Genomic DNA, 25,287 nt, shown 5'->3' on the forward strand with positions numbered 1-25,287 from the left:
GAGGTATGCCATATCCAACACAAAATAAACAGATGAATTATGATCCAGCCTAACATTCCGGAGTCTGCCCAACCGCGCGTAGTTATTGTAGGAGGAGGATTTGGCGGTATCAACCTGGCCAAGCAACTGAAACATGCTCCGGTACAGATCGTACTGCTCGACAGAAACAATTATCACCTTTTTCAACCGCTGCTTTACCAGGTATCTACCGCCGGCCTGGAACCGGACAGCATCGCTTTCCCGCTCAGAGGTATTTTCAGAAAACAGAAAAACCTGGTCTTTCGCATGGCGGAAGTGACCGGTATCAGAACTGCAGAAAACATACTGGAAACAGGTATCGGGGAAATTCACTATGACTATCTTGTGTTCGCCACCGGCAGCAACACTAACTTCTTCGGCAACAAAGCCATCGAAGACAACGCTATCGGCATGAAGTCCCTCATCGAAGCGGTACAGATCAGAAACTATGTGGTGAAACAGTTCGAAGAAAGCCTGCTGCTGAAGAACCCGGAAGAAATAAAGCCGAAGCTCAACTTCGTCATGGTCGGCGGCGGTCCTACCGGTGTGGAACTGGCAGGCGCCTTCGCTGAACTGCGGAAATATATCATGCCTAAAGACTATCCCGATCTGCCCCAATCCCTCATGAATGTTTACCTGATAGAAGCAGGTCCTAAACTACTGGCATCTTTCAGCGAAAAAACATCCGAGCGCACCATGAAAGCGTTGCAGGAACTGGGCGTAAGAGTGATGGTCAACACCGGCGTAAAAGAATACGATGGCCACACCATCACCCTCAGCAACGGAGAAACGATACAGTCACAATCCCTGCTCTGGTCTGCCGGCGTAAAAGGCGTACCGGTGACAGGCCTGCCCCAGGATATCCTCCTGCCCAACGGCCGCATCATCGTCAATGAGTTCAACCAGCTGAAAGGATACGACAACGTATTTGCCATCGGCGACATCGCCCAGATGACCAATGATCAGCGCTTCCCGAAAGGATATCCCATGGTGGCCCAGGTAGCCATTCAGCAGGGTAAAAACCTGGCGCACAACATCCGCCTGCTGCTGGAGAAAAAAACACTCAAAGGCTTCTATTACAAAGACCTCGGCAGTATGGCCACCATCGGCCGTAACAGGGCTGTGGCCGAATTTGCCAACATGCGCCTCAGCGGATACTTCGCCTGGATCGTATGGATGATCGTACACCTTATGAGCCTCCTCGGCTTCCGTAACAAACTGGTGGTGTTCATCAACTGGTTCTACCGCTATTTCACCTACGAAAGAGGTACCCGCATCATCATCAAACGCGGCGCCGCCAACATCGTGAAACTACGGCAAACCGTAGGCGTGTGACCCAAACATGGTTGTTTTGTTGTTATATATAATAGGTGTTTTATTGTTAAAAATGCAAAAGACCTGATGAACAATTCATCAGGTCTTTGCTTTTATCTTATCGCAAACGCCTATTTGCGGTTCAGGATCGAATTCAGCGTAATGCTGGACACCAGCTCGTCTGCACGGCCGCCCAGCGGACGGAAATACAACAGGATCGTATAGTTGTTTTCTGTCTCCCACCAGTTGCCTTCTGTTAACTCCGTATTGAATTTACCGTTAGTCACCGTTTTATCCACCAGTCCGTAAATATAGTTGTAATAACCCTGCTTCAGAAACAGTGTGCCTTCATAAGCGCGGCTGGCGGCATTATAAGTCAGCCTGCTGTTGTTGTTCAACTCATAATCGGTCATCTCCCCGAAAATATACATGTCGTAGCCGGCGTAAGGCTCAGGCGCTGCAAAAGTGAAATGCACAGAAGCATAATCTCCCTCAAAGTTGGGATCATAGTCATCCAGCGTGGCGAGGTAATACTTGCCGTTAACATCCTTGATGAACTGATACAGCTTATCCGCCCGCTCAAAATCCGTAACAGCATATACATCGGTACTGTTGGCGTGGTACTCGGAATGCCGGACCCTTTCTGTCTGTAAACGCAGGCTCCGCAGGTCTATCCATCGAAACTCCTTCCCGGCGGGAATTACACAATCCAGCTCCGCATTGTACTTGATCACGTTGCCGTTGATAAACTGGGGCTTCAGATTAGTAATGGCATTGTCCCAGCGGTAGTTTTGCAGGATCACCACCTTGATCTGGTCAAAAGGGTTCTGGATGTTCAACGAGCCGGTATTGATCTCGAAATTTATCTTCTGGTGCGTGCGGAACAGTTTCGGCGACACCGGCTGCTGGATAAACCCGGCAATACCGGCCTTCGATTCCACCACATACATCCGCCGGGTAAAAGCCAGCTGGCTGGTATCACTGTCAAGGTATACCTTCAGCAGATAGTTGCCCGACTTGATCGGGTAACTGCCGGTGCCCGGCAGCTGCACACTGTAATGCGTATACCGCTGCAATGCCACCGCCGACATCTTATAGTTGAGGATCCTCGTTTCGGAGAAACCGCGCATATAATCGAACTGGTTTACCTGCGCCGGCGTCCAGTCTGCGTTGCACATCACAAAAGAATAGTAGTAGTTTTTCACATCATTGTCCATATCGTCAAAAGACAGCTCCAGCTTCTCCCCGGTACCAATGGTATACATGGGCATGCTCAGGGGATCTCCCAGCTGGTTGAACTTGACGGATTTGATATTGTTGTGGTAAACATGGTCCGGCGTAATGACATTGGCCTGTGCCATCACCCTGCCGGTAAACAGACAGGCGGCCAGGACCACCCATAAAAGAAAAGCTGCTGTACGCATACTGGCTATTTGGTTGTATTCAAGTTACGATTATTTGCTTATTTAGAGATTTGATTTTTGATTTCCTACATTTGTCCTAATCGAATTCAGTTCAATGGAATTATCTGCTTTTATTGCCAGAAGGATTGCTTTCAACAAAGCCTCCTCTTTTTCGAAATTCATCATCAACATCGCTGTTGCTGCCACCGCAGTCAGCGTGGCGGTCATGATTCTGGCAACAGCGCTGGTCAACGGCTTTCAGCAGGTCATTCAGGACAAAATTTTCAGCTTCTGGGGCCACCTTCACGTCAATCAATACCAGCCCAACGCCGGTCCCCTGACGGAAGAAATACCCTTTACTTCCACCCTCACCCTGATGGACAGCATCAAAAGAGTGCCCGGTGTGAAGTCGGTAAACCCCTATGCCACCAAATCTGCCATCATCAAGTCTGAAAAGGAAATCAACGGCATCATCTTCAAAGGAATAGATAAAAGCTACGACTGGCCTCAATTACAGCGTTTCATGCAGAGCGGCCGCCCTCCCCGCTTTAATGATACCAGCTACGCGCCGGAAATCATGATTTCCACCAATATGGCGCAGGACCTGCAATTGAAAGTCGATGATAAAGTGATCATCTACTTCATCCAGGGTGGCGGGCTCCCGCCCCGCGCCCGCAAACTGCAGGTGTCAGGGATCTTTAAAACAGGTATCGAAGAATATGATAAAACCTACATTATCGGCGATCTGAACCTCGTTCGCCGCCTCAATGACTGGGAACCCACACAGGTAGGCGGTTATGAGATTATGCTGGCAGACTACCACCTGATGGACACCACCGCCCGTATCATCGACAACAACATACTGCCAGATCAACTGTTTACCCGCACCATCCGCGATATATACCCCAACATCTTTGACTGGCTGCAGCTACAGAACCAGAATGAACTGATCATCATCGTGATCATGACCATCGTGGCTGTTATCAACATGATCACCGCCATCCTCATCCTGATACTGGAACGCACCAATATGGTGGGCATCCTCAAAGCATTGGGCATGCGCGACTGGCAGATCCAGAAAGTATTCGTTTTCCAGGCGGGTTACATCATCCTCATGGGCGTGCTTATCGGCGACTTTTTCGGACTCGGGCTGGCCTTTCTGCAAAAGGCCACCGGCATCTTCAAACTCCCGGAAGAGTCCTACTACATGTCGGTGGCCGCTATCGATATCAGATGGCATGAGATACTGCTGATCAACCTGGGCACCCTCGCCATCTGCCTGCTGGTATTGCTGATCCCATCACTGATTATCCGGAGGATCACACCGGTAAAAGCGATCCAGTTCAAATAACTTTATTTCCCGCTTTTAATGTAATCACGCAGGTAACTGCATTGCCCGTATACCTCCTGGTACAGGCGTGTCTGGGAATAATTGCTTTTCAACACGGGGAAGTAACGATTACGTACCAACGCTCCGTAGAACTTGCCACTGTCATCCATCGGCGGCACATGTTTCTGGTAGCAACGCGCTGCCATAAAGAAACATTTTGCCCTGAACTCCGGATCTGTGGCTGCCTGTGCCGCTTTCAGATAATAACTTTCCGCGGCATAGGTACCAAAATACTGCCGTTCGGAAGGATCTTTTTCACATGCCGCAGTATACCATTGGGTAGAAGGACGGAATCTTCTTACAAAATTCCACGTTCTGCCGTAATAACTGATGTTAAACAACCCCGTAGCATATTCATAGTATACCTTCGCATCTACCGGTGTTACTTTCATCTTGTCCTGCAATGCCAGCATCCTGTCGCAGAACTGCAACTGTGTGATCGCTTTCGTGTAGCCTCTCTCTGCGCTGTCTGGTCCGAAGTCCTGGAAGAGCTCTTTAAACACCAGGAAAGAAGAGGCCATATTATCTGCCTTTTTAAACCATTGCTGCGCATTTTTAAAGTCATGCACGCGCAGGTAGCTCTCCGCGATACTGGCGTTCATATCTACTTCTTTCGGGAAGAAGCCCGCGAGGTAAGTTTCATAGGGCGTTTTACCGGAGGACTTCATGAAGTCGTGCAATTGCAACAGCTGCGCGGTGTTCATCTCATCGCGGATCTGCTCAGTGGCGGATTGGCCGGAAAGGAAATAATCATATACATGCAGGCTGTCACAACGGCCACGGATCAGCGCTTCTTTCGCAAAGTCTTTCTGCTGATGGTATTTCGGCGCCAGGATAGCCCCTAACAGATTACGGTACGTTTTACTGAAAAATCTGTCACGGCCGCTTTGCCACCATTCTTCCGGCCGCGGTGTGGCTCCCAGCTGGCCATCCAGCCATTTAAAGGTGCCCAGTAATTTATCTTCCAGCGCTTTATCGATAGTTTTATGCTGATTGATATTGATCAGCAGGTTGACCACCTCCCACTGGTTGCGGATAGCCGGCTCTTTGCTGGTAACCTTGTCCAGCTGTGCCCTCGCCACGTCATAGTCGCGGCACATATAAGAGAGATAGGCGGAGTTCACCTGCCAGAAAGCCAGGTCCTTTACCTTTCCTTTTTCGATCACGCTGTTCATCCAGCCGATCATCGGCCGTATCTGCGTATTGGCGATGGTGGCCATTTCCGGCGGCAGCGCCACGATGCCGGCCATAGCTGCAGAATCAGTAGAAGTCGAAACAACCCTGTCGAGGAAACGGGACTCCAGCTTACTGATCTCACGGCCCATTAACACGGTCAATGCCGGGGACGCCGGATCGAAATCATATACTTTCTTCAGCGGCTCCAGTGTGATCTCATCCTTTCTCATGCCGTAGATAGCCGCTACCATGGCCTTCTCCCGGTTATCTTTACAAAGATGGTAAACGGCTTCCTCGGGTGCGTTGCCCCATTTCATGCTGGTATAACAGCTGACACGCAGAGCAGGCGCTTTGTCAAACACACGGGAAAACAGGTAAGCCCCCTGGACAGAATCGCCCATATGCTGCACTGCTCCTGCTTTCAGGGCCAATGCTTTGTAATACATCAGCGAAGAACCGGGTTTCTTAAACAACTTATCAAACGTAGCGGAGGCATCTTCATACCGGCCGCTGTAGTGCAGCAGCCTTACCTGCTGGAATGCATAACGTTCGCGGAGTTCCTTGTTGCCGGTTTTGTCGTAAAGCTCAGCCGCTTCCTTTTCCAACGCGTCCATCACGGACTTGTCGCGGTCAGGCGGCGTCCAGCGGTCCGCCACGTTCACAGACGGCTCGCAGCTTTTCGCGAACAACAGGTAACGGGCAGCATCCTGGTTGCGTTCTTCCTGCAGGAACTTTGCAAAGGCGTTGCTGCGTATACTGTCGGGCAAAACAGCCGTACTGCGGGTGACCACAGCCGACATCTGGTCTTTCGTATAGGTGTAAACGTACTCCCGGATATCGGCAGCTTTTACCTTATCACCGGTAAAACGCTGCCAGTCGCTGATATTCTCTTCCAGTTCCGAAGGCGATGTGGCTTCATCATAAAAAGGGCTCATGCCCGTATAATAAAACGGCTCATATCCCTTTCCTGACTGATAAGGATTAAAGAAGGAGATGTAATAATCGTAAGGATCTGCATCCGGTCCGCAGGACAGGGTATAGATCACATTGCCGAACAGTACAGCACAAAAGCTAATGGAAAAAACGATAAATTTTTTGTAGTTCATCCAACGGATAATTATGAAGGGTTACTGAATCCAAATGATAAAAAATAACGACCGGGTTATAGTCTTGCCGTTGCCGGGATACCATGCGGGATACCTTTTCCAGCACCGCGGGATCGCTGGTTTCGCGGCGTACCACGTTCCCGGCCTTTAGCAGGTAACCGTTTACCATACTGTCTTTCCGCACCGTATAGAGATTGCCGGAACGCGCAAACAGGACGGAGTCCTGCAGAACGGCATCGTCTATGCTGCGGAGAATACCGGCATAACGGCCATCCCGGAATAATACCGACCAGTCAAACAGCGGCAAAGCGATATCCAAAGGTACCGGATATGCGGATACCCTGTCACTGCCGATATAAGATTTCATAGTGTTTTCATCGAGGATGGAGTTATGGCTGCCCATTTTCCGGAGATCGCCCATATTATAACACATGAGCAGGCCTTTATCCACCGGCGGCACCCCGCTGGCGGTCACAAACTTCACCTGGTGCATCCGGATGGTGGCGGAAAGTGTACGATGGCGGAAAAAAGATTGTTTCCGCAGCTGTTGCAGGAAAGCGAAGTAAGCGTCGCGGGAACTGCGGGTCCAGTCGCAGTCTATCTGCACTTCCGGGATACGGCCGGCGGGAATATCGCGGCACAACTGCTCCAGCAGCCGGTTAATGTTGAAGGCCAGTGCCGTATCCGGCTTCTCCCATACTTCGTTCACGATAAATACCACCGGAACGATGCCGACACTATCGGGCAGCGGCGCCTGTTCCCGCAGTATGGCGACCGGCACCGGCTGGCCCGTTGCCGGGTCCCTGTCGGTATCAAACATTTTAACGTACAGTCTTTTAGCCGGCAGTCCACGCAGGTATTGCATCTCGCCGGCATTGCCGGTCCATGTCTGTTTCCAGTAGTAAAAAGCAGGAGTTACCTGTCGCGGTGCGGGACGTTGGCAGGCAAAGCAAAGTATCAACAAACACAAAAAAAGATATCGGGGCATCACTTACTATTAAATCAATAATCTGCCACAGATAACGCCGGCGGCTACGGCGGCATTCAGGGATTCCGCCCCGCCGAGGCGCGGGATGGTGATCCGGTGGGTGGCATGGGCAATGACTTCGTCTGACAGTCCCCTCCCTTCGTTACCGATCAGGATGATCCCTTCCCGGAGGGTGGTAAAACGGGTGATGTCTTCCCCATGCAGGGTGGCTGCATAGGAAGGCAGTGTGCTTTCTTCCAGCAGCTGCAGGATATCCATTTCCTTCACCTGTACCCGGGCGATGCTGCCCATGGTGGCCTGTATGGTTTTGGGATTGTAAACATCCACACAATCCGGCGACACGATCAGCTGACGGATACCAAACCAGTCGGCTATACGAATCAGCGTACCCATGTTGCCCGGGTCCTGGATGGCTTCAAGTGCCAGTACCACCGCTCCTTCCGGCGGAAGGCCGGTATCCGCTGCCGGCATATCCAGCAGGGCCATGGCATTGTTGGGCGTGGTCAGCGCCGACAGTTGTTTCAGGACTGCATTATCCACTTCCTTTACAGCATCCGCCGGTAACCGGCCCACCGCCTCCCGGTGCTGAAGCAGCCATGCACTGGTAGCATATACCGCTTTCACGGGCATGCCCGCCTGTAGTAGTTCCTGTACGATCTTATCCCCCTCCGCAATATACTGGCTGGATTTTTGACGGTTTTTTTTGTGCTGTAATGATTGAATATATTTAATTTGCGCCTTTGACAACATGAGGCCAAACCTACACGATTTCTTTTAATCAGCCAAGAAACAGGCTGGCAGGAGGTAGGGTTCAGTATTACCATTTAAAATATTATAACGTTTTCGCCCGTGATGCAGCCGCCACCCAATTCGAGAATTTCTTTGCTGAGATATTTGCTGCTACTGGTGGGCATACTGGCTTTGGGCGCATGTTCCAACACCAAATACCTGCAACAGAACCAGACCTTGTACGTCAGCAGCACGGTAGATGTAAATGGGGACATCCTCAACTCCGAAAAACAGGATATCCGCAGCTCCCTCTCTTCCAAGTCACTGATGACCCAGCAGCCCAACAAAAAACTGCTGGCTACCCGCATTAAGGTATGGCTGTACAATCAAAAATATAACGAGAAAAAATCCAGCTGGTTCTGGAACATGGTGCTCTCTAAAAGAAACATGGAAGAGCCGGTGGTCTACGACTCCGCTAAAACAAGGGAGTCCATTTCCCGCATGACCAGCTACCTGCATAACCAGGGTTTTTTCTATGCCACCGTGGAAGCCGATGCCAGCGAAAAACGCCGCAAAACCAGCGTCACCTATAAAGTAAACACCGGCCGCAATTTCGTACTGGATAAAATCACCTACGAGGTGCCCGATTCCAACATCCTCGCTGTAGTGCAGGCCAACCAGAACCTGTCTCTCCTGAAAAAAGGCGTGGCTTACAAATCAGCCACCCTGTCGTCCGAAAGAGAACGGCTCACCCGCATCATCCGTGACGCCGGTTACTATAAATTCGGCCGCGACGCCATTGAGTTCGAAGTCGATACCCTCAACAAAGCGCTGTTCCGCAACTCCCTCAATCCCTTCGAAGGGTTTGTGAACATCTTCACGGAAAACAAAGGCCGCGAAAAACCCACGATGGACGTGGAAGTAAGGATCAAAAACCCGGAAGATTCCACCAATGCCACCTGGCAACGCTATCATATCAGTAAAATATATGCGTACCCGGACTTCCCGCTGAACGGCAATCCCAACGATTCCACCCTGCGGCAGGACAACCGTAAATACATCACGATCCGCTCCCACCAGGACGTTCTGAAACCCAAAACACTGTCTAAATCCATCCTGCTCAGACCCGGGGAAACCTATTCGCTGCAGCAGTATAACAATACGGTCAACAAACTCTATGACCTCGGCGTGTGGCAGTTCGTCACCCTCCAATACAAGGAAAACAAAGACACCGCACACGGACTGGACGCTTACCTCTTCCTTACCCCCCGCCGCCGGCAGGAACTGGGCGTCAATTTCGAGGTGAGCAACAGCTCCGACTATACGCTGGGCTCCGGCGTCAGTCTCAACTACCGGCATATCAATCTCGCTAAAAGCGCTACCCAGCTGAGCATGAGCCTCAACACCGGTATCGAACTGGTGAATAAACAGGTAGAAGGCTGGGTGCTGCAATCAAGAGAATTTGGCGGTGAGATGGGCTTTACCTGGCCCCGCTTCGCACTGCCGTTCAACATCCGGCAGGCCGCCCGCTCCAATGTAAAAACCAGGCTCACCTTCGGCGCCAACTACCTGTCGCGTATCGAGCGGTTCGACATCACCAGCATCAACCTCTCCTATGGCTACGACTGGAACGAAAGCTTATACAAACGCTGGATTGTGAAACCGTTTACCCTCAATTATGTGGGAGTCAACCTCGATCCTAATTTCAAGGCGCAGACAGTAGACCCCAACCCATACCTGAAGCGCAGCTTCGAGCCGGCGCTGATAGGCGGGGAAAGCGTTTCGTTTATTTACAGCAACAATGACCTGCTGCATCAGCGGCATTACAGTTATTTCCGCGCAAACATTGAAGAATCGGGGTTGTGGCTGAACGGTATCAACAGCCTGGTAGATATGGCTACCGGCAGGAAATCCAATATCGAGTCCCTCACCAAAGTAAATATTTCCAATTTTGTGAAGATGGAGGCCGACTACCGCCACTACTGGCGGCTGGGCGTTCATAGCGGGCTGGCGACAAGGATATATGCGGGAGTGGGCATCCCTTACAGCACCTCATCAGTACTGCCTTATGTAAGACAGTTCACGTCCGGTGGCCCTAACAGTATCCGCGCATTCCGCCTGCGTACGCTGGGTCCCGGCTCCTATAAAGACACTTCCGCCAGCGCCCAGATTTTCCCGGACCAGACCGGTGATATGAAACTGGAAGGCAACGTGGAATACCGTTTCGACCTGTTGCGGATGTTTGGCGGCACCATCAATCTCAAAGGCGCCACCTTCCTTGATATGGGTAATATCTGGATGATCAAGAAGGACCTGACAAGGCCCGGCTCCGAATTCCGCTTCGACCAGCTCTATCACGATCTGGCCATCGGTACCGGCGCCGGCCTGAGACTGGATTTCTCCTTCTTCCTGATCCGGCTCGACTGGGGCATTCCGGTGAAAGTGCCTTATTATGCCGACAGCAACAACGGCTGGTATCTCAGCGAATGGAACCTGGGAGACGGCAAATGGCGCAGAGACAATATTATCTGGAATATCGCTATTGGTTATCCGTTTTAGGAGCGCTGTTGGCTGATATAAAAGTTTCCATGTCCACCGCATCTTCCAGCCTGAATGCCCCGATACGGGTGCGGCACAAACTGCTCAGATAGGCACCACAGCCCAAAGCAGCGCCATAATCGTTGGCAAGCGAGCGTATATACGTGCCCGTGCTGCATACCACGCGGAAATGTACCACAGGCAGTTCTATTTTGGTGATCTCAAACCCGGAGATGGTGATCTTACGGGGTTCCACTTTCACATCCACGCCTTTCCTGGCCAGCAGGTAGATAGGTTTGCCATTTTGTTTGATAGCCGAGTGAATGGGCGGCAGCTGCATAATTTCACCTAAAAAACCTTCCGTAGCGGCTTTGAGGGCAGCTTCATCAATGCCGGTGATCTCTTTGAAGTTTTCCGGCTCCGATTCCATATCGAAGGTAGGCGTGGTAGCGCCAAGGGTAAAAGTGCCGGTATATTCTTTCTCCTGAGCCTGGTATTCGTTTATTTTTTTGGTCATTTTACCGGTGCAGCAGATCAGCAGCCCGGTAGCCAGCGGGTCCAGCGTGCCGGCATGACCTATTTTCGCTTTGGTTAAATTTCTTATTTTGCGTACTACATCAAAGGAAGTCCATGTCAACGGTTTATTAACCAGTATTACAGCTCCTTCCTGGTATTTCGTCTTATCGGTTGTTTGCATCCCGCAAAGATAGCTAAATCACGTTTAGCGGACCATATCCTGTATAACTACTGGTTATATAGTAAAATATTATAACAAATAACTACTAAAAGCTAGAAGCTTTTGCATAAATTCACGCAATTTTGCTAACATGTCATTAGAACACCATAAGAATGCAACGCTCCGTTATCAGCAGCAGGTAGACAACTCCCGCGATTACGTAGTGCCGTTTATCCAGCAGGAGTTTCCGCAGCTGGAAGGCCTGCGCGTCATGGAAGTGGGCTGTGGCGAAGGCGGCGTGCTGACGCCGTTGCTGGAAAAAGGCTGCCACTGTGTGGGAGTAGACCTGGCGCCTGCCAGAATAGAACTGGCCAGAAGTTTCCTGGGGAAATACGAAACGAACGGACAACTGAAGCTGATCACCAAAAATATTTATGACGTTGATTTTCTGGGCGAGTTCCGTAACGCTTTCGATGTGATCATCCTCAAAGATGCCATTGAACATATACCGGACCAGGAGAAAATTGTGGGACACCTGAAGCAGCTGCTTACGCCGCGCGGACAGGTGTACTTTGGCTTTCCACCCTGGTATATGCCGCACGGCGGCCACCAGCAGATCTGTCATAATAAATTCCTGAGCATGGTGCCTTATATCCACCTGCTGCCCACGCCGGTTTATCGAGGCATACTGCGGATGTTCGGCGAAGAAAACGATATCGTGTCGGAATTGATGGATGTGAAGTCTACCGGTATCTCCATCGAGCGGTTTGAGCGGATCGTCAAACGCCAGGGCTATAAAATCACCCGGCGCCGGTTTTACCTGATCAATCCCATTTACAAATACAAGTTCAATGTCAGCGCCCGCGAACAGTGGAAGCCCGTGGCGGCTATTCCCTATGTACGCGATTTCGTGACTACGTGCATGTATTATATGATTAAACCTGTATAACGCTCGCGGAGGTTCACGCGGTAGTTCTCGCAGTAGTTCTCGCAAAGCACGCAAAGGAGCAAAGAGCGCAAAGATTTTTTTAAGTTTAAATAAGAAAGCAAAGGAGCGGAGATCAAATTTGATCTCCGCTCCTTTGCTTTCTCTGCTCGCTTATATAATCTTTGCGCTCTTTGCTCCTTTGCGTGCTTTGCGTGCTTTGCGTGAACCCCGCGAGCCTGCGGGCACTATTCATTCCAGATATCCCACGACGCTTCTGCCTGCAATATCAGCATCTCATGACCATTTTTGATAACGGCTCCCTGTGCAGCGCCTTTTTGAAGGAACAGGGTTTCCGCCGGATTGTATACCAGGTCGTACAACAGGTGGCGGGAAGAGATGAAGGCGTATGGAATATCCGGACAGGCGTCCACGTTAGGATACATACCCAGCGGCGTGGTATTGACGATGAGTGTGTGGGCCTCCATGGCGGCCTGGTCCAGCGATTTGTAAGCTACGGTATCATTACCGGGCGTGCGGCTGGCCACTGTGTAGGGGATGTCCATTTCCTGCAGGGCATACATGACCGCTTTGGCGGCGCCGCCGGTGCCCAGTACGAGGGCCCGGTTATGATGCGGTTGCAGCAGGGGCTGCAGGGAATGACGGAACCCGATTACGTCCGTGTTAAAGCCTTTCTTTTTTCCGTCTTTCAGGCGGATACAGTTGACTGCACCGATGTTGGCGGCTGCATCGCTCAGTTCATCGAGATAAGGGATCACCTGTTCCTTGTAAGGAATGGTGACGTTCAGTCCGCACAGGTCCGGGTGCTGCGCCAGCAGTGCCGGCAGTTCGGTGATGGCGGGTATCGGGAAGGTTTCATACTGACATCCGGCAATATTTTCCTCTTCAAATTTCCGGGTAAAAAAACCTTTGGAGAAAGAGTGACTGAGCGGATAACCAATAAGACCGTACGTTTTCATGCGTGATGATTTAAAACAGAAAAGGACCTGATTATTTAGAATGTTTTGTTGCATTGTAAATAATCAGGTCCCAATATATCATTCCTTTACGGAATAATTATTCTTTGTCGAGAAACAGGTGGAAGGTATCGCCTCTCAGGCCAACGCGCATCGCTTCGAGGGAGATCACTTCATGCGGAGCGAGGTTGCCGAGGTTGGCGTTGCAGCCTACCAGCTCGAGGAAGTACAGCTGCTGTGCTTTCTGTGGCGCTTCCCAGATGATTTTTTCGGCGGGGATCTGGGTCAGGATTTCCTGAACCAGGCCTTCGCGTACTTCACCGGTGCCGCGGTAGATGCCTACGTTACCGCTTTCGCGGGCTTCTGCGATCACGTAGGTAGCGCCGGCAGACAGTTCCGCTCTCATTAATTCGATCCATTTATAGGGAGGGATAATGTGTTCCGCATCTTTGGAGCCTACTTCACTCAATACCAGACCAATTTTGGACAGTTTTTCGATGTAGCCGCATTTTTCAGCATGCGGGATGATGATAGAGCCATCAGACACTTCCATGTAACTGATACCGTAATCCTTCACCAGCTTCACGTATTCATCAAACTGGTTACGGATCAGAAATGCTTCAAACAAAGTACCGCCAAAATATACCGGAATGTTGGCCGACTGGTAAAGCTCAATTTTTGCGCGCAGGTTGGGCGTGACAAACGCAGTACCAAAGCCGAGCTTCAGGATATCCACGTGAGGTCCCGACGCCGATAAAAAATTTCTTGCTTCTTCCAAACTAAGCCCCTTGTCCATCACCATGGTAAGCCCATGGGTGCGGGGTTTCTGCGTCCTTTCCGGGATTTGTGTCAGATTAAAATTCATTTGAAATATTTTTATCTTCTTATTGGTCAGTAAAACATACACTATTTTTCACCTGGCAAGTCGGGATAGTTTAGCTGCAATTTTAGTAACCGGAAATACAATGGCTTATGTCCATGACAATTTAAAAAGCCGGCGCAAAAATAAGAAGACTATACTTTATTTTAAAAGTAAATAACATTGGTTAACGTTTCCTGCGGTATTGAGCGATCAGGTCTACCACACTCACATGTTGTAAAATGGCTGGGTCCAGCTCCACCAGCTTTTTGAGGACCTTGGGAGCCTGCTGCAGCGCGGTTTCCAGGTGCAGCAATCCTTCTTTTGTCTTACCCTGGGCTATCAGGATGGCGGCCCGGTAATATTGGAATACCGGTTTACGGCCGGCTTTTTCTTCAGCAGCGGCCAGTTGCTCAAGCGCTTCCTCCAGAAAACCAAACACATACAAGCCTTTTACCAGCTCCTGCCAGGGCTGTATGCTCTTCGGACGGATACGCACCGCGTTTACGAAATAAAGCAGCGCGTCTTTTTCCTTGCCCAGCTGCAGATAACATTCACCGAGGCTCATGTTGTATTCTGCGCTCTGTTTGTTTATTTTCAGTGCGTTGAGCAGTGATTTGGCGGCATTGTCCCAGTTCTCCTCCATCATGTAGGCCACGGCGATTTTGTAATACAGCTTATCGTCGTTGGGGCTCAGGTGGGAGGCCTTCCGGTAGTAATAACGGGCCTGGGTATACTTGCGTTGCCGCTCATAACAGTGGCCGATGGCCTCATAGATCACGTCCTCCGGTTTGGCAATCTCCAGGTGCTTCTGCAATACCTCTATTGCGTCGGCGTACTTGCGCAGGCGGATATAGGCGTCGCCCATGTTACGGTAGGCGTAATCAAATTTCTCGTCGATAGCTACTGCATACTGATAAGCATCGATGGCTTTTTCATACAGTTTCAGGCCCTGATAGGCAGTTCCGAGGTTAAACCAGGCCAGCTGGTTAAACGGATGCTCATCGATGATCCAGGTATGCAAACGGATACTCTCCTCGTTTCTGCCGGTAAATTCCGTCCAGAAACAGATCTTGTGCAACGCTTCCTCGTTGTTGGGCTCGTGCTCCAGCGCCATTTTCAGGCAGTCGAACACTTTCTCAAACTCTTCCCAGTCATCATATACATCGGCCAGTTCCAGCAGTAATTCCGTTTTGTCCTCCCCCTCAAACTGGTCAATTTGCTCATTCAGCACGTCCGCCGCCTTCTGATGCTGGTTCAGCGCCAGGTATACGTCGGTCTGCAGGATATACAGATTGATATCGTTGCGGTCCAGTAAAGCGGCTTTGTCCAGTAAATGAAGGGCTTCTTTGTACTTTTTGGTTTCTATCAGTAAGTTGGCCTTTTTCAGAAGGAGTGTAGAGGAATAGGGGAACTGCGCTATGGCTATTTCGGCGGCTTGTAATGCGGTCGGCATTTCGTCCTGCTCGTCATAGTAGTCTATGATCTGCTCAAATGAGTCCTCGTCCAGAAAAGAGTGAGATTTGCCCGCCCTCAGATTTTCAAACTGCTGCAACAAGTCTCTCAGATCATCAAAATCCTCGTTTAAAAAAGAAAAATCTTTACTCATTAATGTAAATATAAGACATTTCTGTATCCACCAAATCGCAGCATTTAAAACCGTTTATAAACTTTTTAACATTTTATTAAGAATTTGTTGTAAATTGCGTTAAGGATTTGTTATATAACAGATCCAATAATATTGTATATTTGTGTTACAATGAAAACGAAAATCCACATATCAAAGACTTTTTCATTGTCCTGTTTGTTAGCAGGCGCTATGGCTCTGTTTGCCATCAGTGCAGTGGCAAATACCCTTTTGCCGACCGATAATGAAAAAGAAAAGGCGAAAAAGACCGATAACGTCCATTTCGTGTTGAATACCGCCATGCCCAAAACCAACCTGGCCCTGGACGCCGGTTACAGATTCACAGGCAGCTACAATTCGAATTTTAAGTTCACCAATACCAATGTGATTAATTTTCAGTCTGTCATGACCTATACCAAAGGTAACATGACCTATGTTGTGCCTTACACTGTACAACCCATACAGCAGCCCAGCAACATGAACTTTCAGAAACTGCAGATTATTCTGCCGCTTAAGAAAGGCTGACCTTAACGTTTCTTCAATACAAATACGGGCCTATCAACAAGTTTAACGACTTCTTGATAGGCCTTTTTACTTTTATTATTTTCCGGGAGACAACGACGCCCTGGCCGATCAGCCTGCGCCAGCCGGAACATCCCCGCAGCCCCGCAGGGCCGGGCGCCCCGGCAATCATATTACTGCATAGTCTTCAGCTCTTCCGGGCTTACTACCTTATAACCGGTCTTTGGTACATCGAAATAAGAGGCGGGGATGGGATACAATTCCACCTTGGTGGCCACGACACGCATTTTGGAGCCGGTTTTGGTCACGATCTCGAATTCCAGGGGTATCCCTTTCAGATTGGCAAAACGGCGGTTATAATGCCTGTTTTCGGGCACCAGGTCGGGTGTGTAATACACCTCGAAGGTAGTCACCCCGTCCGGCATGGTACCGATCGTCTTTTTACAGGTATAACCCGCTATCTCCCGGGTCCCGGGCTGGTCCTTGAACTGTACGTTTTCATACTGCTTCAGCTCCTTTTCGTACTGCGCCTTGCTGGCACGGATCAGGTACTTGTTGCCATGCTGGTCTATCAGCGTGGTCAGTGTTTCCTCCTTGCTGTTGATCAGGTAGGTGTATTTGACGATGTTGAAGTCCATGTCTATCCTGCTCAACTGTCCCCGCATGTACTGGGTGAGGGTGCTCCCCTCCTGCATGGCATCCATTTGGGCGCGCTCGGGCGGCAGGTCTATCTTGTAAACGATCCTGGCGTCGGAAATGACGCGTTGTGCCAGTATAGGGCTGGTGATACAGAGCAGGAAATATGTTAAAAACAACCGGTATGACATAGTCGTGGTGTTGGTGAGTGGTTGACAGCCGGTACAGATTACCATACCAGCTTTTCTTTATGCAGAAACGCAGCTATCCCGCGTTTACAGTCTTCATGTCCACGGGTGGCGGCATTTAATTCAGCTGCATGCTCCAGCCCGTCTTGTATAGGTAAGTCCAACACTGTGCCAATCAATTTTTTTGTCACTTTCAGGGAGTTGCCGGATGCGTCGTTACACAGGCTGGCAGCCACTTTGGCCACATGGTCCCTGATTTCCCCGGCGGGCACAACGGCAGTGATCAGGCCGTCGCGGGCGGCTTTTTCGGCGGTCACCAGCCGGCCGGTGAGCAACAACTCCCGGGCCCTTCCCTCTCCTATTTTCCGGACGAGGAAAACAGCCACCAGGGCAGGGATAAAGCCTATTTTCACTTCGGTATAGCCCATCATGGCTTCGGGCACGGCGTAACTCAGGTCACAGACGGTCACCAGGCCACATCCACCGGCTACGGCATGGCCTTCTACCTGCGCTATCACTACTTTATCGAGCTGGTAGATCTCGTGGAACAGCTGCATCAGCTCCCGCGAGTCAGCGAGGTTTTCATCATAGGTATTTTGCTGCAACTGCTGCAGGTATTCCAGATCTGCCCCGGCGCAGAAAGCTTCTCCATGGCCTTTTAAAACAATCACTTTCACGTCGTCCGCCGTGGCAGCCCGGGCAAATGCCTGCCGGAGCTCCGCTACCAGCTGGCCGTTCAGCGCATTCCGCTTGTCAGGCCGGTTCAGCGTGATCGTGGCGACACGGGACGCCACCTCATATTGCAACAAGTTGAATTCCATATGGTAAAGAATTACATAGTACAGATGGGCCGCCAAAAGGAGCTACCATCCGTACTTCCATGAGCAATATAAGGAATAAACTTTTAATGAGTAATCTCCTGGATCACTTGTCCTACGTTACCGCTTGGCATCTGGATACGCAACAGGGCGGCCAGTGTAGGCGCAATGTCCGTCATCCCCACGGTACGGTTGGTTTTTCCCGGCTTCACGCCCCATCCCATCCATACCAGCGGGATGTGTGCGTCGTAAGGATACCATAAACCGTGTGTGGTGCCGGTTTTGCCGCCATCGATATAAGCGGGGGACAGTACGATCTGGATATCGCCGCTGCGTTTGGTATTGTAACCGTTGGTCATCATGGTACGCATAGGCTCAGGCAACACCGTCACCATCAGGTCTTTGATCGGGAAAGCCTTGGCCACAGCAGGTGATTTTTGCAGGGTGGCGATGATGAACTGCTGAATATCGTTGTAATTTTTGCCGGAAGCCTCCAGCACGTCGTGGTTCAGCCACAGCTGGTAGTTGTCCACCGCCCTGATTACATCTTTCACCCCGAATTTCGCGGCCAGCTTATCGTTCAGGTCTTTCATGGCGGCGCGGTCGTCCCAGGTACCGCCGGGCAGCTTGTTTTCTTCCAGGAATCCCGGTACATGCGCTACGCCGTGGTCGGCAGTGATAAAGAAGAGGTACTGTCCCTTGCCGATGTTGGCGTCCAGGTACTGGAAGAAAGTAGCCAGGTCGTGGTCCAGGCGCAGGTAGGTATCTTCTGCTTCAATGGAGTTGGGCCCGAACTGGTGACCTACATAATCCGGGGAAGACAGGCTGATGGCGAGGAAGTCGGTCACGCTGCCTTTACCCATGTTATAGGCCTCCATGGTCTTTTTGGCAAACTCCAGCGTCATGGTGTTACCGAAGGGGGAAGCGGCGATGGCGCCATTCGCGATACCGCTCAGGTCATGCGGGAAAGAAGTGCCGGTGGTGCTGTTTTTATACTTGCCTTCGTACGCTTTTTCATCTGCGGTGCTGAGGGTATAGCTGGAGATGGGATACAGCGTAGTCCATGGTTTGGACAGGTATTGCTGCGGCCATTTTTCGCTATTGAACTGTTGGGCCCAGGCAGGCAGTTCGTTCATATAGTAGGAACTGGTCACCCAGTTGCCGGTGCTGCCGTCGTACCAGAAAGCGGCGTTGGCGCTGTGGCCTGCGGGCAGTATGGCGCCGCGGTCTTTGATGGCCACGCCCACTACTTTGCTCTGGAACTGGTTGGACAGGCGCAGTTCATCGCCGATGGTGGTCACCAGCATATTGCGCGGGCTCATTTTACCGGCGGCGGAGGCGCTGCCAACGGTGGTCATGGTGGTATCTTCCGCACAATACATGGTACGGCCTATTTCCGGGCTGTACCAGGTGTTGCCGATGATGCCGTGTATCGCAGGCACGGAGCCGGTATACACGCAGGTATGGCCGCAGGCCGTGATGGTGGGGGTATAGTTGATCAGTGTGTTTTCACAGGAGAACCCGTCATGCAGCAACCTTTTGAAGCCGCCGGCGCTGTACCTGTTGCTGTAGCGGTACAGGTAGTCCCAGCGCATCTGGTCTACGACCATGCCTACGATCAGTTTAGGTCTGGCCGCTGTTTTGCTGTTTTTGGCTGCCGCCAGATGATTGAAAGGTTTTGGTGATGTGGCCTTCTGCGCCCGGGCGCCGATAGTGGCGATCACCAGAGTAAAGGCAAGCAGGGAAATCCTTTTCATTAGATATTATTGCTTTTTATAAGATAAATGTACTTTTGCCGGCAGAGTCCGGCAACATTGTTGCATTAAAAATGACGCTGGCAAAAGTAATCGAAGTTTAGAAAAAGCAATATTTTAATACCTTTGTGTCCTCTTTTTACCAAAGCATTTAACTATTACATAATATAGCGTATGGATATTTTCGAGAAACTGCTGAAACACATGGGCCCCATTGGGGAGCATTCAGACAGAGCCCATGGCTATTTCGCATTCCCTAAACTGGAAGGAGAAATAGGCCCCCGCATGAAATTCCGGGGCAATGAAAAAATAGTTTGGAGCCTCAACAACTACCTGGGGCTGGCCAATCATCCGGAAGTACGGGCTACCGACGCAAAGGCAGCAGCCGACTTCGGCCTGGCAGCGCCTATGGGCGCCCGCATGATGAGCGGCAACACCAACTATCACGAGCAGCTCGAGCGCGAACTGTCCGATTACATGGGTAAAGAAGATACCACCCTGCTGAACTACGGCTACCAGGGCATTATGAGTGCTATCGACGCTGTTTGCGGCCGCAGGGACGTTATTGTGTACGACGCAGAATGCCACGCCAGCATCCTGGACGGCTTACGCCTCCACCCCGGCAAACGTTATGTGTTCAAACACAACGACATCGAAGATTGTGAAAAACAACTGAGACGCGCTACTGAACTGGCCAACGCACAAGGCGGCGGTATCCTCGTTGTTACAGAAGGCGTTTTCGGCATGGCCGGCGATCAGGGTAAACTGAAAGAAATCGCCGCCCTGAAAGATAAATTTGAATTCCGCCTGCTGGTAGACGACGCCCACGGCTTCGGTACCATGGGTAAAACCGGTGCCGGTACCGGCGAGGAACAAGGTGTTCAGGATAAAATCGACCTCCTGTTCAACACCTTCGCTAAATCCGGTGCTTCCATCGGCGCTTTCATCAGCGGCGAAAAAGCCATCATCAACTACCTGCGCTATAACATGCGCTCCCAGATATTTGCCAAATCTATTCCGCTGCCGATCGTTATCGGCCACCTGAAAAGAGTGGAACTGATGCGCAAATACCCGGAAATGAAAGCAAAACTGTGGGAAAACGTAAATAAACTGCAGAGCGGCCTCAAAGCCCGCGGCTTCAACATCGGTAAAACCAACTCCCCCGTTACCCCGATCTACCTGCAGGGTGATATTCCGGAAGCCACCGCCATGTGCCTGGACCTCCGCGAAAACTACAACATCTTCTGCTCTATCGTGGTATACCCCGTTATTCCAAAAGGCCAGATCATCTACCGCCTCATCCCGACCGCTGCTCACACAGACGAGGATATTGAACTGACACTGAAAGCTTTCAGCGAAACCAAAGCGAAACTCGACGAGAAAGTGTACCAGGTGGCAGAAATTCCAATGGTGTAAAACCATTTACGGATTTTGGAATTTACGGATTTTGAGATTTTATTTAGTTTTTTATGGCAAAGGCCTTCTTGTGACTCAAGAAGGCCTTTGCATTTATTCATTTGTAACAGCGCGAAATCAAAAAATCATTACATCAAAAAATCCGAAAATATCAAAATTCAAAAGGGCTGAGTTTCCTCAGCCCTTACTCAAATCGTTCTTTCACTAGGTGTAAAATTTCACTAAATTTTCATCAGGACATGGTAGAATATATGGTCTTCATAGAATTTGGAATAACCAAGTGATTCCAATTATTTTATATAAATATCTTTTTTTGTATTTAGCGTTGTATCATTGCTACATTTCAAAAATAGACTAGTTTTCCCAGTATCATATAACACCAATGTGGTATTTTGTTAACAGGTTGTTAAAGTATGAGACTGCAACAATAAATCAGCTAACTGTCAAAATCCCCGTTTTAGTCCCTGCTCTCCAATAATTTTCCCGATTGCGTAAACGCTTCCGGCAGTACAGCAGTACCTTTGCAGCCATGACTGCAAATAGCTGGTGCAACAGATAACAGACGACTGTCAACCGCCGGGACATAGCACTTTCGTGCCCACCCCCTATCAATCAGCACCAGGCAGCAGGTAAAAAACTAATAAGGAAATTGAAACAATACTGGCACAAACAGCTTTTCACTGTTCACCGCATCACCGGCCTCCTCGTAGGCATTATGCTGCTCTTTGCCAGCATAACAGGCACCCTGCTGGTATTCAGCGAGGAAATAGACGAAGCCCTGCATCATGAAACTTACCACATTGCACCGGGCCAGCAACGTAAACCGTTGTTTGAACTGCTGCAACAAGCGGGTAAGTCACTCAAAACCGGCACCCCTTACCTCTTCTTCTCCCGGCTGCCGCAGACACCGGAAGAACCAGCTATCGTCAGAGCTGAATATGGCCCTGATCATAAAGTGTATATCTTCCTGAACCCTTATACCGGGGAAGTCATTCACCAACACACCAATACCGGCTATTTTTCGGGTTTTCTGATTTACCTGCACTTCTCCCTGCTGAGCGGGAAAACAGGCGCTAAAGTGATGCTGGTAGTGAGCATCCTGTTGTTTATCTCCCTCCTTTCCGGCATCTGGGTATACCGGAAATCCATCTACAAAGTGCTCACCTTCCGCCTGAAACCCGAATGGGGCAGCCGAACGCGGCGCTGGCGCAACCTCCATCGTATTGTGGGTGTGTGGGCGTTGTTGTTCAACCTCCTCATCGCCTTCACCGGCTTCATGATGCAACTGAAAGTACTGGAAAACCGGAAAACAACCGGTCCCTTTCCAAATGTGGGCGCCCCCATTCCTATTGACTATGAATCGCTGCTGGGCAAAGCCGCGGCGCAGATCCCCGGATTTGAAGCCATGGGCATCCGTCCGCCTAAAAAAGCCGGCGACCCGGTGCGCATCCTGGGTCATGCCCACGAAGCGCCCATCTGGGGCCGTTACAGCTCTTCCGTGCATTTCGATGTCAACGGGCAGATAAAAAAGACAGTCAATTTCAGCAACGCCCCCCTCGGCGACAAATTCAACGCTGCCATGGCGCCCCTGCATTTCGGCAACTATGGCGGTATCCCCGTTAAAATACCATATGCCCTTCTGGGCCTCACACCCGGCATCCTGTCCATATCCGGTTTCCTGATATGGTACCGCCGGAAGTACATCATTAAAAAACATCAGCTTTGAAAATGAAACCATACCTGGTATTGTGTTTTATAGCACTCCTGGTTACGCTACAGACAACTGCACAAAAACTGACCGGCACTATCCGCGATACAGCGCAAACAGCCGTTCCCATGCTGCGCATATACCTGGCAGGAACGCAGAAACATGCACTGTCCGGCCCCGACGGCACCTTTAGCATCCATAACATAAAACCCGGCAGCTACAAACTGATTGCCACCGGCACCGGCTACAATACGCTGGAACAACCGGTGACCATCACCGACAGCATTACCACGCTTGCCCTCACCATACAACCGTCTGACGTAGGGCTGAACGAAGTAGTGGTCACCGCCAGCCGTAACCGGGAAACGCTCGGCACCGTCCCTTCTTCCATCACCATCATCACCGGCAAACAACTACGGGAACAAAGCGCCATCACCACCGACATCAACCAGCTGCTGAGCATGAACGTGCCGGGCCTTACGCTGGGGACCAATACTTCTACCAACAAAGGACAAACCCTGCGTGGCCGCGGTATGCTGATCATGATTGACGGTATCCCGCAATCCACACCGCTGCGCAACGGCGATAAAGACATGCGCAGCATCGACGTGTCTGTCATTGAAAGAGTGGAAGTGATCAAAGGCTCCACGGCCATTTATGGCAACGGCGCCGACGGCGGCATCATCAACTTCATCACCATCAAAGCCAACCCCAATAAACGTTTCAGCGGCAGCACCGACATTAGTGCCGGCGGCTCGCTCACCAGTGCGGCCAACAGCCTGGGCGCACGCGTGGCGCAGCAGTTCAGCGGCCGCCTGAACAAATTCGACTACGTAGTGGCAGGCACCTATGAGCAAACCGGTGTCAACAAAGACGCCAAAGGCGAAGTAATTGCCCCCTTCCAGTCACTCAGCCAGAACGAAAACGTAAACCTGTTCGCCAAACTGGGATACAACTTCAATGACAACAACCGGCTGGAAGTGATGTACAACTATTACCGTACCATGCAGAACAGCAGCTATGTTGACTCCGGCGGTAAATTCGGGCAACGCCCCATCATTGGCGTTATTGGCACCAATCCAGGCGACAAGCAAGGCACGCCCTATAACCACAACGCCTATGTGAATTTTACCAGCAAAAACATCTTCCGCAACACATCGCTGAACGTAAACCTGTACTACCAGGACTTTTACACTGTCTTCGAATATTCAGATTTCTACGCGCCACCGGGCAATTCCGCCATTACTTCCAAAAAAATGGGCGCCCGCGTGAATTTCAACACGCTGTTCAACTTCCATCCGAACCTGCACGGCGACGTTACCTGGGGCATCGACGTGCTGAACGATAAAACAGCGCAGCCGCTGACAGACGGCCGTCCTTTCGTGCCGCAGATGAACATGAAGAACCTGGCGCCTTATGCACAACTGAAAACCTACCTGTTCAAAGACTTCCTGGTGAAAGCTGGCCTGCGTTACGAAAATATCCGGCTCGATATCCCCGACTATACCACCATCAAATTCGGCAACTATGCCGGCGGTGTCTTCGTAAAGGGCGGCAACCTGCCTTACGAAGCCCTGGTGTTCAATGCCGGCCTGCGTTATACCCGGTTCCCGGCGTTCAACCCGTTTGTCAGCTATTCCCAGAGCTTCTCCCTGTACGACCTGGGCCGTACCCTGCGGCTGGCCAAGGCTGTCAGCAACGGTTCCACCAGTATCAAGACCATCGAGACCAAAGCGATTATTACCAATAACTACGAGGCGGGCTTCAACAGTAACATCGGTAAATTCAACGCTTCAGGTTCTTATTTTATCAGCACCTCCAATCTCGGTACCAGCCTGAAAGACGTTAACGGCGTGGCCGTGCCGGAGAGAGCGCCCGAGCGTGTACAGGGTTTTGAGATTACAGCAGGTTATCAGTTCCTCCCCAACCTCTCTGCCAATGCAGCCTATACCCATGTGGAAGGTAAAAAAGAGGTCAACGGGGTGAAGACATGGCTGCCGACCACCCGCATCACACCGGATAAGATGACAGTCAACGTGAATTATTCTCCGCTGAAACAGTGGGACCTTGGCGTGTATTATATCTACTCCGGCGTACGGAAACGCTTCGATCCGAACCCCAACACCAAAGAGTATGATCTGGGCGCCGGACCGGTAGGTGATTTCTCACTCGTCAACCTGTATACTGCTTACCGGTTCAACTCTGCCGCATCCATCCGTTTGGGAGTGGATAACCTGCTGAATGCCGATTATTACCCGGTAATGTCGCAGGCGCGGGTGAGAACGGATTCCTATATCAAAGGCAGCGGCGCCCGGTTTAATTTGGGTTTCCGGTATAACTTCTAGTCACGCAAAGGCGTCACGCAAAGGCGCAAAGCAGCAAAGAACGCAAAGAAAATAAATAAGAAAACAAAGAAAGCAAAGGAGCGAAGACCAATTCGATTTGATCTTCGCTCCTTTGCTTTCTTACTAATCTTATTAAAACTTTGCGTTCTTTGCTGCTTTGCGCCTTTGCGTGAC

19 protein-coding genes are annotated in these 25,287 nt (G+C 50.6%); 8 read left to right on the plus strand and 11 right to left on the minus strand.

Annotated elements, in window-relative coordinates:
* The first annotated feature begins 39 nt into the window (after window positions 1–39).
* Window positions 40–1,353 (plus strand): NAD(P)/FAD-dependent oxidoreductase, encoded by a 1,314-nt coding sequence (locus HF324_RS29205; protein WP_168806881.1) that lies wholly within the window; start codon window positions 40–42, stop codon window positions 1,351–1,353.
* Between the two features lie 110 nt (window positions 1,354–1,463).
* Here the strand turns inward: HF324_RS29205 and HF324_RS29210 are convergent, their stop codons facing one another.
* Window positions 1,464–2,756 (minus strand): type IX secretion system plug protein, encoded by a 1,293-nt coding sequence (locus tag HF324_RS29210; RefSeq protein ID WP_168806882.1) that lies wholly within the window; start codon window positions 2,754–2,756, stop codon window positions 1,464–1,466.
* A 94-nt stretch (window positions 2,757–2,850) separates the two neighbouring features.
* On the opposite strand from HF324_RS29210, the gene HF324_RS29215 reads away from it, so the two are divergent.
* Window positions 2,851–4,086 (plus strand): ABC transporter permease, encoded by a 1,236-nt coding sequence (locus HF324_RS29215; RefSeq protein ID WP_168861462.1) that lies wholly within the window; start codon window positions 2,851–2,853, stop codon window positions 4,084–4,086.
* A 2-nt stretch (window positions 4,087–4,088) separates the two neighbouring features.
* On the opposite strand, the gene HF324_RS29220 is transcribed toward HF324_RS29215, so the two are convergent.
* From HF324_RS29220 to HF324_RS29230, 3 genes are read right to left on the minus strand one after another with little or no spacing between them, the layout of a single operon-like run.
* A complete protein-coding gene (locus HF324_RS29220) occupies window positions 4,089–6,407 on the minus strand; it encodes a hypothetical protein (protein WP_168861463.1) in 2,319 nt (772 codons plus the stop codon).
* Window positions 6,373–7,371 (minus strand): hypothetical protein, encoded by a 999-nt coding sequence (locus HF324_RS29225; RefSeq protein ID WP_168806885.1) that lies wholly within the window; start codon window positions 7,369–7,371, stop codon window positions 6,373–6,375. The genes HF324_RS29220 and HF324_RS29225 overlap by 35 nt, the downstream gene beginning before the upstream one ends.
* 33 nt (window positions 7,372–7,404) lie before the next feature.
* Window positions 7,405–8,145, minus strand: coding sequence for a TrmH family RNA methyltransferase (locus HF324_RS29230; protein WP_373997293.1), 741 nt, complete (start codon window positions 8,143–8,145; stop codon window positions 7,405–7,407).
* Window positions 8,146–8,277: 132 nt separating this feature from the next.
* Between HF324_RS29230 and tamL the strand changes: the two genes are divergently transcribed.
* Window positions 8,278–10,683, plus strand: coding sequence for a translocation and assembly module lipoprotein TamL (gene tamL, locus HF324_RS29235; RefSeq protein WP_168806887.1), 2,406 nt, complete (start codon window positions 8,278–8,280; stop codon window positions 10,681–10,683).
* Here the strand turns inward: tamL and truB are convergent.
* Complete coding sequence (gene truB / locus HF324_RS29240) at window positions 10,664–11,359, minus strand: tRNA pseudouridine(55) synthase TruB (RefSeq protein WP_168806888.1); 696 nt, start codon at window positions 11,357–11,359, stop codon at window positions 10,664–10,666. The two genes, tamL and truB, sit on opposite strands and share 20 nt — an antisense overlap.
* Before the next feature lie 130 nt (window positions 11,360–11,489).
* On the opposite strand from truB, the gene HF324_RS29245 reads away from it, so the two are divergent.
* Window positions 11,490–12,287 (plus strand): class I SAM-dependent methyltransferase, encoded by a 798-nt coding sequence (locus tag HF324_RS29245; RefSeq protein WP_168806889.1) that lies wholly within the window; start codon window positions 11,490–11,492, stop codon window positions 12,285–12,287.
* 224 nt (window positions 12,288–12,511) lie between these two features.
* Here HF324_RS29245 and HF324_RS29250 read toward each other — a convergent pair whose 3' ends face one another.
* The 3 genes from HF324_RS29250 to HF324_RS29260 all read right to left on the minus strand — a co-directional run bounded on the left by HF324_RS29250 (window position 12,512) and on the right by HF324_RS29260 (window position 15,708).
* Window positions 12,512–13,243, minus strand: coding sequence for a shikimate dehydrogenase family protein (locus tag HF324_RS29250; protein ID WP_168806890.1), 732 nt, complete (start codon window positions 13,241–13,243; stop codon window positions 12,512–12,514).
* Window positions 13,244–13,340: 97 nt separating this feature from the next.
* Complete coding sequence (locus HF324_RS29255; RefSeq protein WP_078667031.1) at window positions 13,341–14,105, minus strand: phosphosulfolactate synthase; 765 nt, start codon at window positions 14,103–14,105, stop codon at window positions 13,341–13,343.
* A 181-nt stretch (window positions 14,106–14,286) separates the two neighbouring features.
* On the minus strand, window positions 14,287–15,708 hold the full coding sequence (locus HF324_RS29260) for a tetratricopeptide repeat protein (protein WP_168861464.1): 1,422 nt from the start codon (window positions 15,706–15,708) through the stop codon (window positions 14,287–14,289).
* A 150-nt stretch (window positions 15,709–15,858) separates the two neighbouring features.
* Here HF324_RS29260 and HF324_RS29265 point away from each other — a divergent pair, with 150 nt between their 5' ends.
* Window positions 15,859–16,251, plus strand: coding sequence for a hypothetical protein (locus tag HF324_RS29265; protein WP_168806892.1), 393 nt, complete (start codon window positions 15,859–15,861; stop codon window positions 16,249–16,251).
* A gap of 170 nt (window positions 16,252–16,421) precedes the next feature.
* Here the strand turns inward: HF324_RS29265 and HF324_RS29270 are convergent, their stop codons facing one another.
* The 3 genes from HF324_RS29270 to pafA form a co-directional block, all read right to left on the minus strand.
* On the minus strand, window positions 16,422–17,120 hold the full coding sequence (locus HF324_RS29270; RefSeq protein ID WP_168806893.1) for a DUF4412 domain-containing protein: 699 nt from the start codon (window positions 17,118–17,120) through the stop codon (window positions 16,422–16,424).
* Window positions 17,114–17,893: an enoyl-CoA hydratase/isomerase family protein gene (locus HF324_RS29275; RefSeq protein WP_168861465.1), complete on the minus strand. Its 780-nt coding sequence runs from the start codon at window positions 17,891–17,893 to the stop codon at window positions 17,114–17,116. The genes HF324_RS29270 and HF324_RS29275 overlap by 7 nt, the downstream gene beginning before the upstream one ends.
* A gap of 83 nt (window positions 17,894–17,976) precedes the next feature.
* Entirely contained in the window at window positions 17,977–19,647 is a 1,671-nt protein-coding gene (gene pafA / locus HF324_RS29280) for an alkaline phosphatase PafA (protein ID WP_168861466.1), read from the minus strand.
* Window positions 19,648–19,818: 171 nt separating this feature from the next.
* Between pafA and HF324_RS29285 the strand changes: the two genes are divergently transcribed.
* From HF324_RS29285 to HF324_RS29295, 3 genes are all read left to right on the plus strand, one after another.
* On the plus strand, window positions 19,819–21,060 hold the full coding sequence (locus HF324_RS29285) for an aminotransferase class I/II-fold pyridoxal phosphate-dependent enzyme (RefSeq protein WP_168806896.1): 1,242 nt from the start codon (window positions 19,819–19,821) through the stop codon (window positions 21,058–21,060).
* A gap of 649 nt (window positions 21,061–21,709) precedes the next feature.
* Window positions 21,710–22,786 carry a PepSY-associated TM helix domain-containing protein gene (locus HF324_RS29290; protein ID WP_168861467.1) on the plus strand — a complete coding sequence of 359 codons (1,077 nt, stop codon included), beginning with the start codon at window positions 21,710–21,712 and terminating at the stop codon, window positions 22,784–22,786.
* Window positions 22,787–22,788: 2 nt separating this feature from the next.
* Window positions 22,789–25,113, plus strand: coding sequence for a TonB-dependent receptor (locus tag HF324_RS29295; protein ID WP_258539563.1), 2,325 nt, complete (start codon window positions 22,789–22,791; stop codon window positions 25,111–25,113).
* Window positions 25,114–25,287: the final 174 nt, after the last annotated feature.

Source organism: Chitinophaga oryzae, assembly GCF_012516375.2.
GTDB classification, from domain to species: domain Bacteria; phylum Bacteroidota; class Bacteroidia; order Chitinophagales; family Chitinophagaceae; genus Chitinophaga; species Chitinophaga oryzae.

Bases quoted from the DNA above. Each gene is read 5' to 3' on its own strand.
- HF324_RS29260 (WP_168861464.1), bottom strand. From the start codon at position 15,708: ATGAGTAAAGATTTTTCTTTTTTAAACGAGGATTTTGATGATCTGAGA.
- HF324_RS29270 (WP_168806893.1), bottom strand. From the start codon at position 17,120: ATGGTAATCTGTACCGGCTGTCAACCACTCACCAACACCACGACTATG.
- HF324_RS29205 (WP_168806881.1), top strand. From the start codon at position 40: ATGATCCAGCCTAACATTCCGGAGTCTGCCCAACCGCGCGTAGTTATT.
- HF324_RS29285 (WP_168806896.1), top strand. From the start codon at position 19,819: ATGGATATTTTCGAGAAACTGCTGAAACACATGGGCCCCATTGGGGAG.
- truB (WP_168806888.1), bottom strand. From the start codon at position 11,359: ATGCAAACAACCGATAAGACGAAATACCAGGAAGGAGCTGTAATACTG.
- HF324_RS29275 (WP_168861465.1), bottom strand. From the start codon at position 17,893: ATGGAATTCAACTTGTTGCAATATGAGGTGGCGTCCCGTGTCGCCACG.
- HF324_RS29295 (WP_258539563.1), top strand. From the start codon at position 22,789: ATGAAACCATACCTGGTATTGTGTTTTATAGCACTCCTGGTTACGCTA.
- HF324_RS29250 (WP_168806890.1), bottom strand. From the start codon at position 13,243: ATGAAAACGTACGGTCTTATTGGTTATCCGCTCAGTCACTCTTTCTCC.
- pafA (WP_168861466.1), bottom strand. From the start codon at position 19,647: ATGAAAAGGATTTCCCTGCTTGCCTTTACTCTGGTGATCGCCACTATC.
- HF324_RS29220 (WP_168861463.1), bottom strand. From the start codon at position 6,407: ATGAACTACAAAAAATTTATCGTTTTTTCCATTAGCTTTTGTGCTGTA.
- HF324_RS29230 (WP_373997293.1), bottom strand. From the start codon at position 8,145: ATGTTGTCAAAGGCGCAAATTAAATATATTCAATCATTACAGCACAAA.
- HF324_RS29245 (WP_168806889.1), top strand. From the start codon at position 11,490: ATGTCATTAGAACACCATAAGAATGCAACGCTCCGTTATCAGCAGCAG.
- HF324_RS29265 (WP_168806892.1), top strand. From the start codon at position 15,859: ATGAAAACGAAAATCCACATATCAAAGACTTTTTCATTGTCCTGTTTG.
- HF324_RS29255 (WP_078667031.1), bottom strand. From the start codon at position 14,105: ATGAATTTTAATCTGACACAAATCCCGGAAAGGACGCAGAAACCCCGC.
- HF324_RS29210 (WP_168806882.1), bottom strand. From the start codon at position 2,756: ATGCGTACAGCAGCTTTTCTTTTATGGGTGGTCCTGGCCGCCTGTCTG.
- HF324_RS29215 (WP_168861462.1), top strand. From the start codon at position 2,851: ATGGAATTATCTGCTTTTATTGCCAGAAGGATTGCTTTCAACAAAGCC.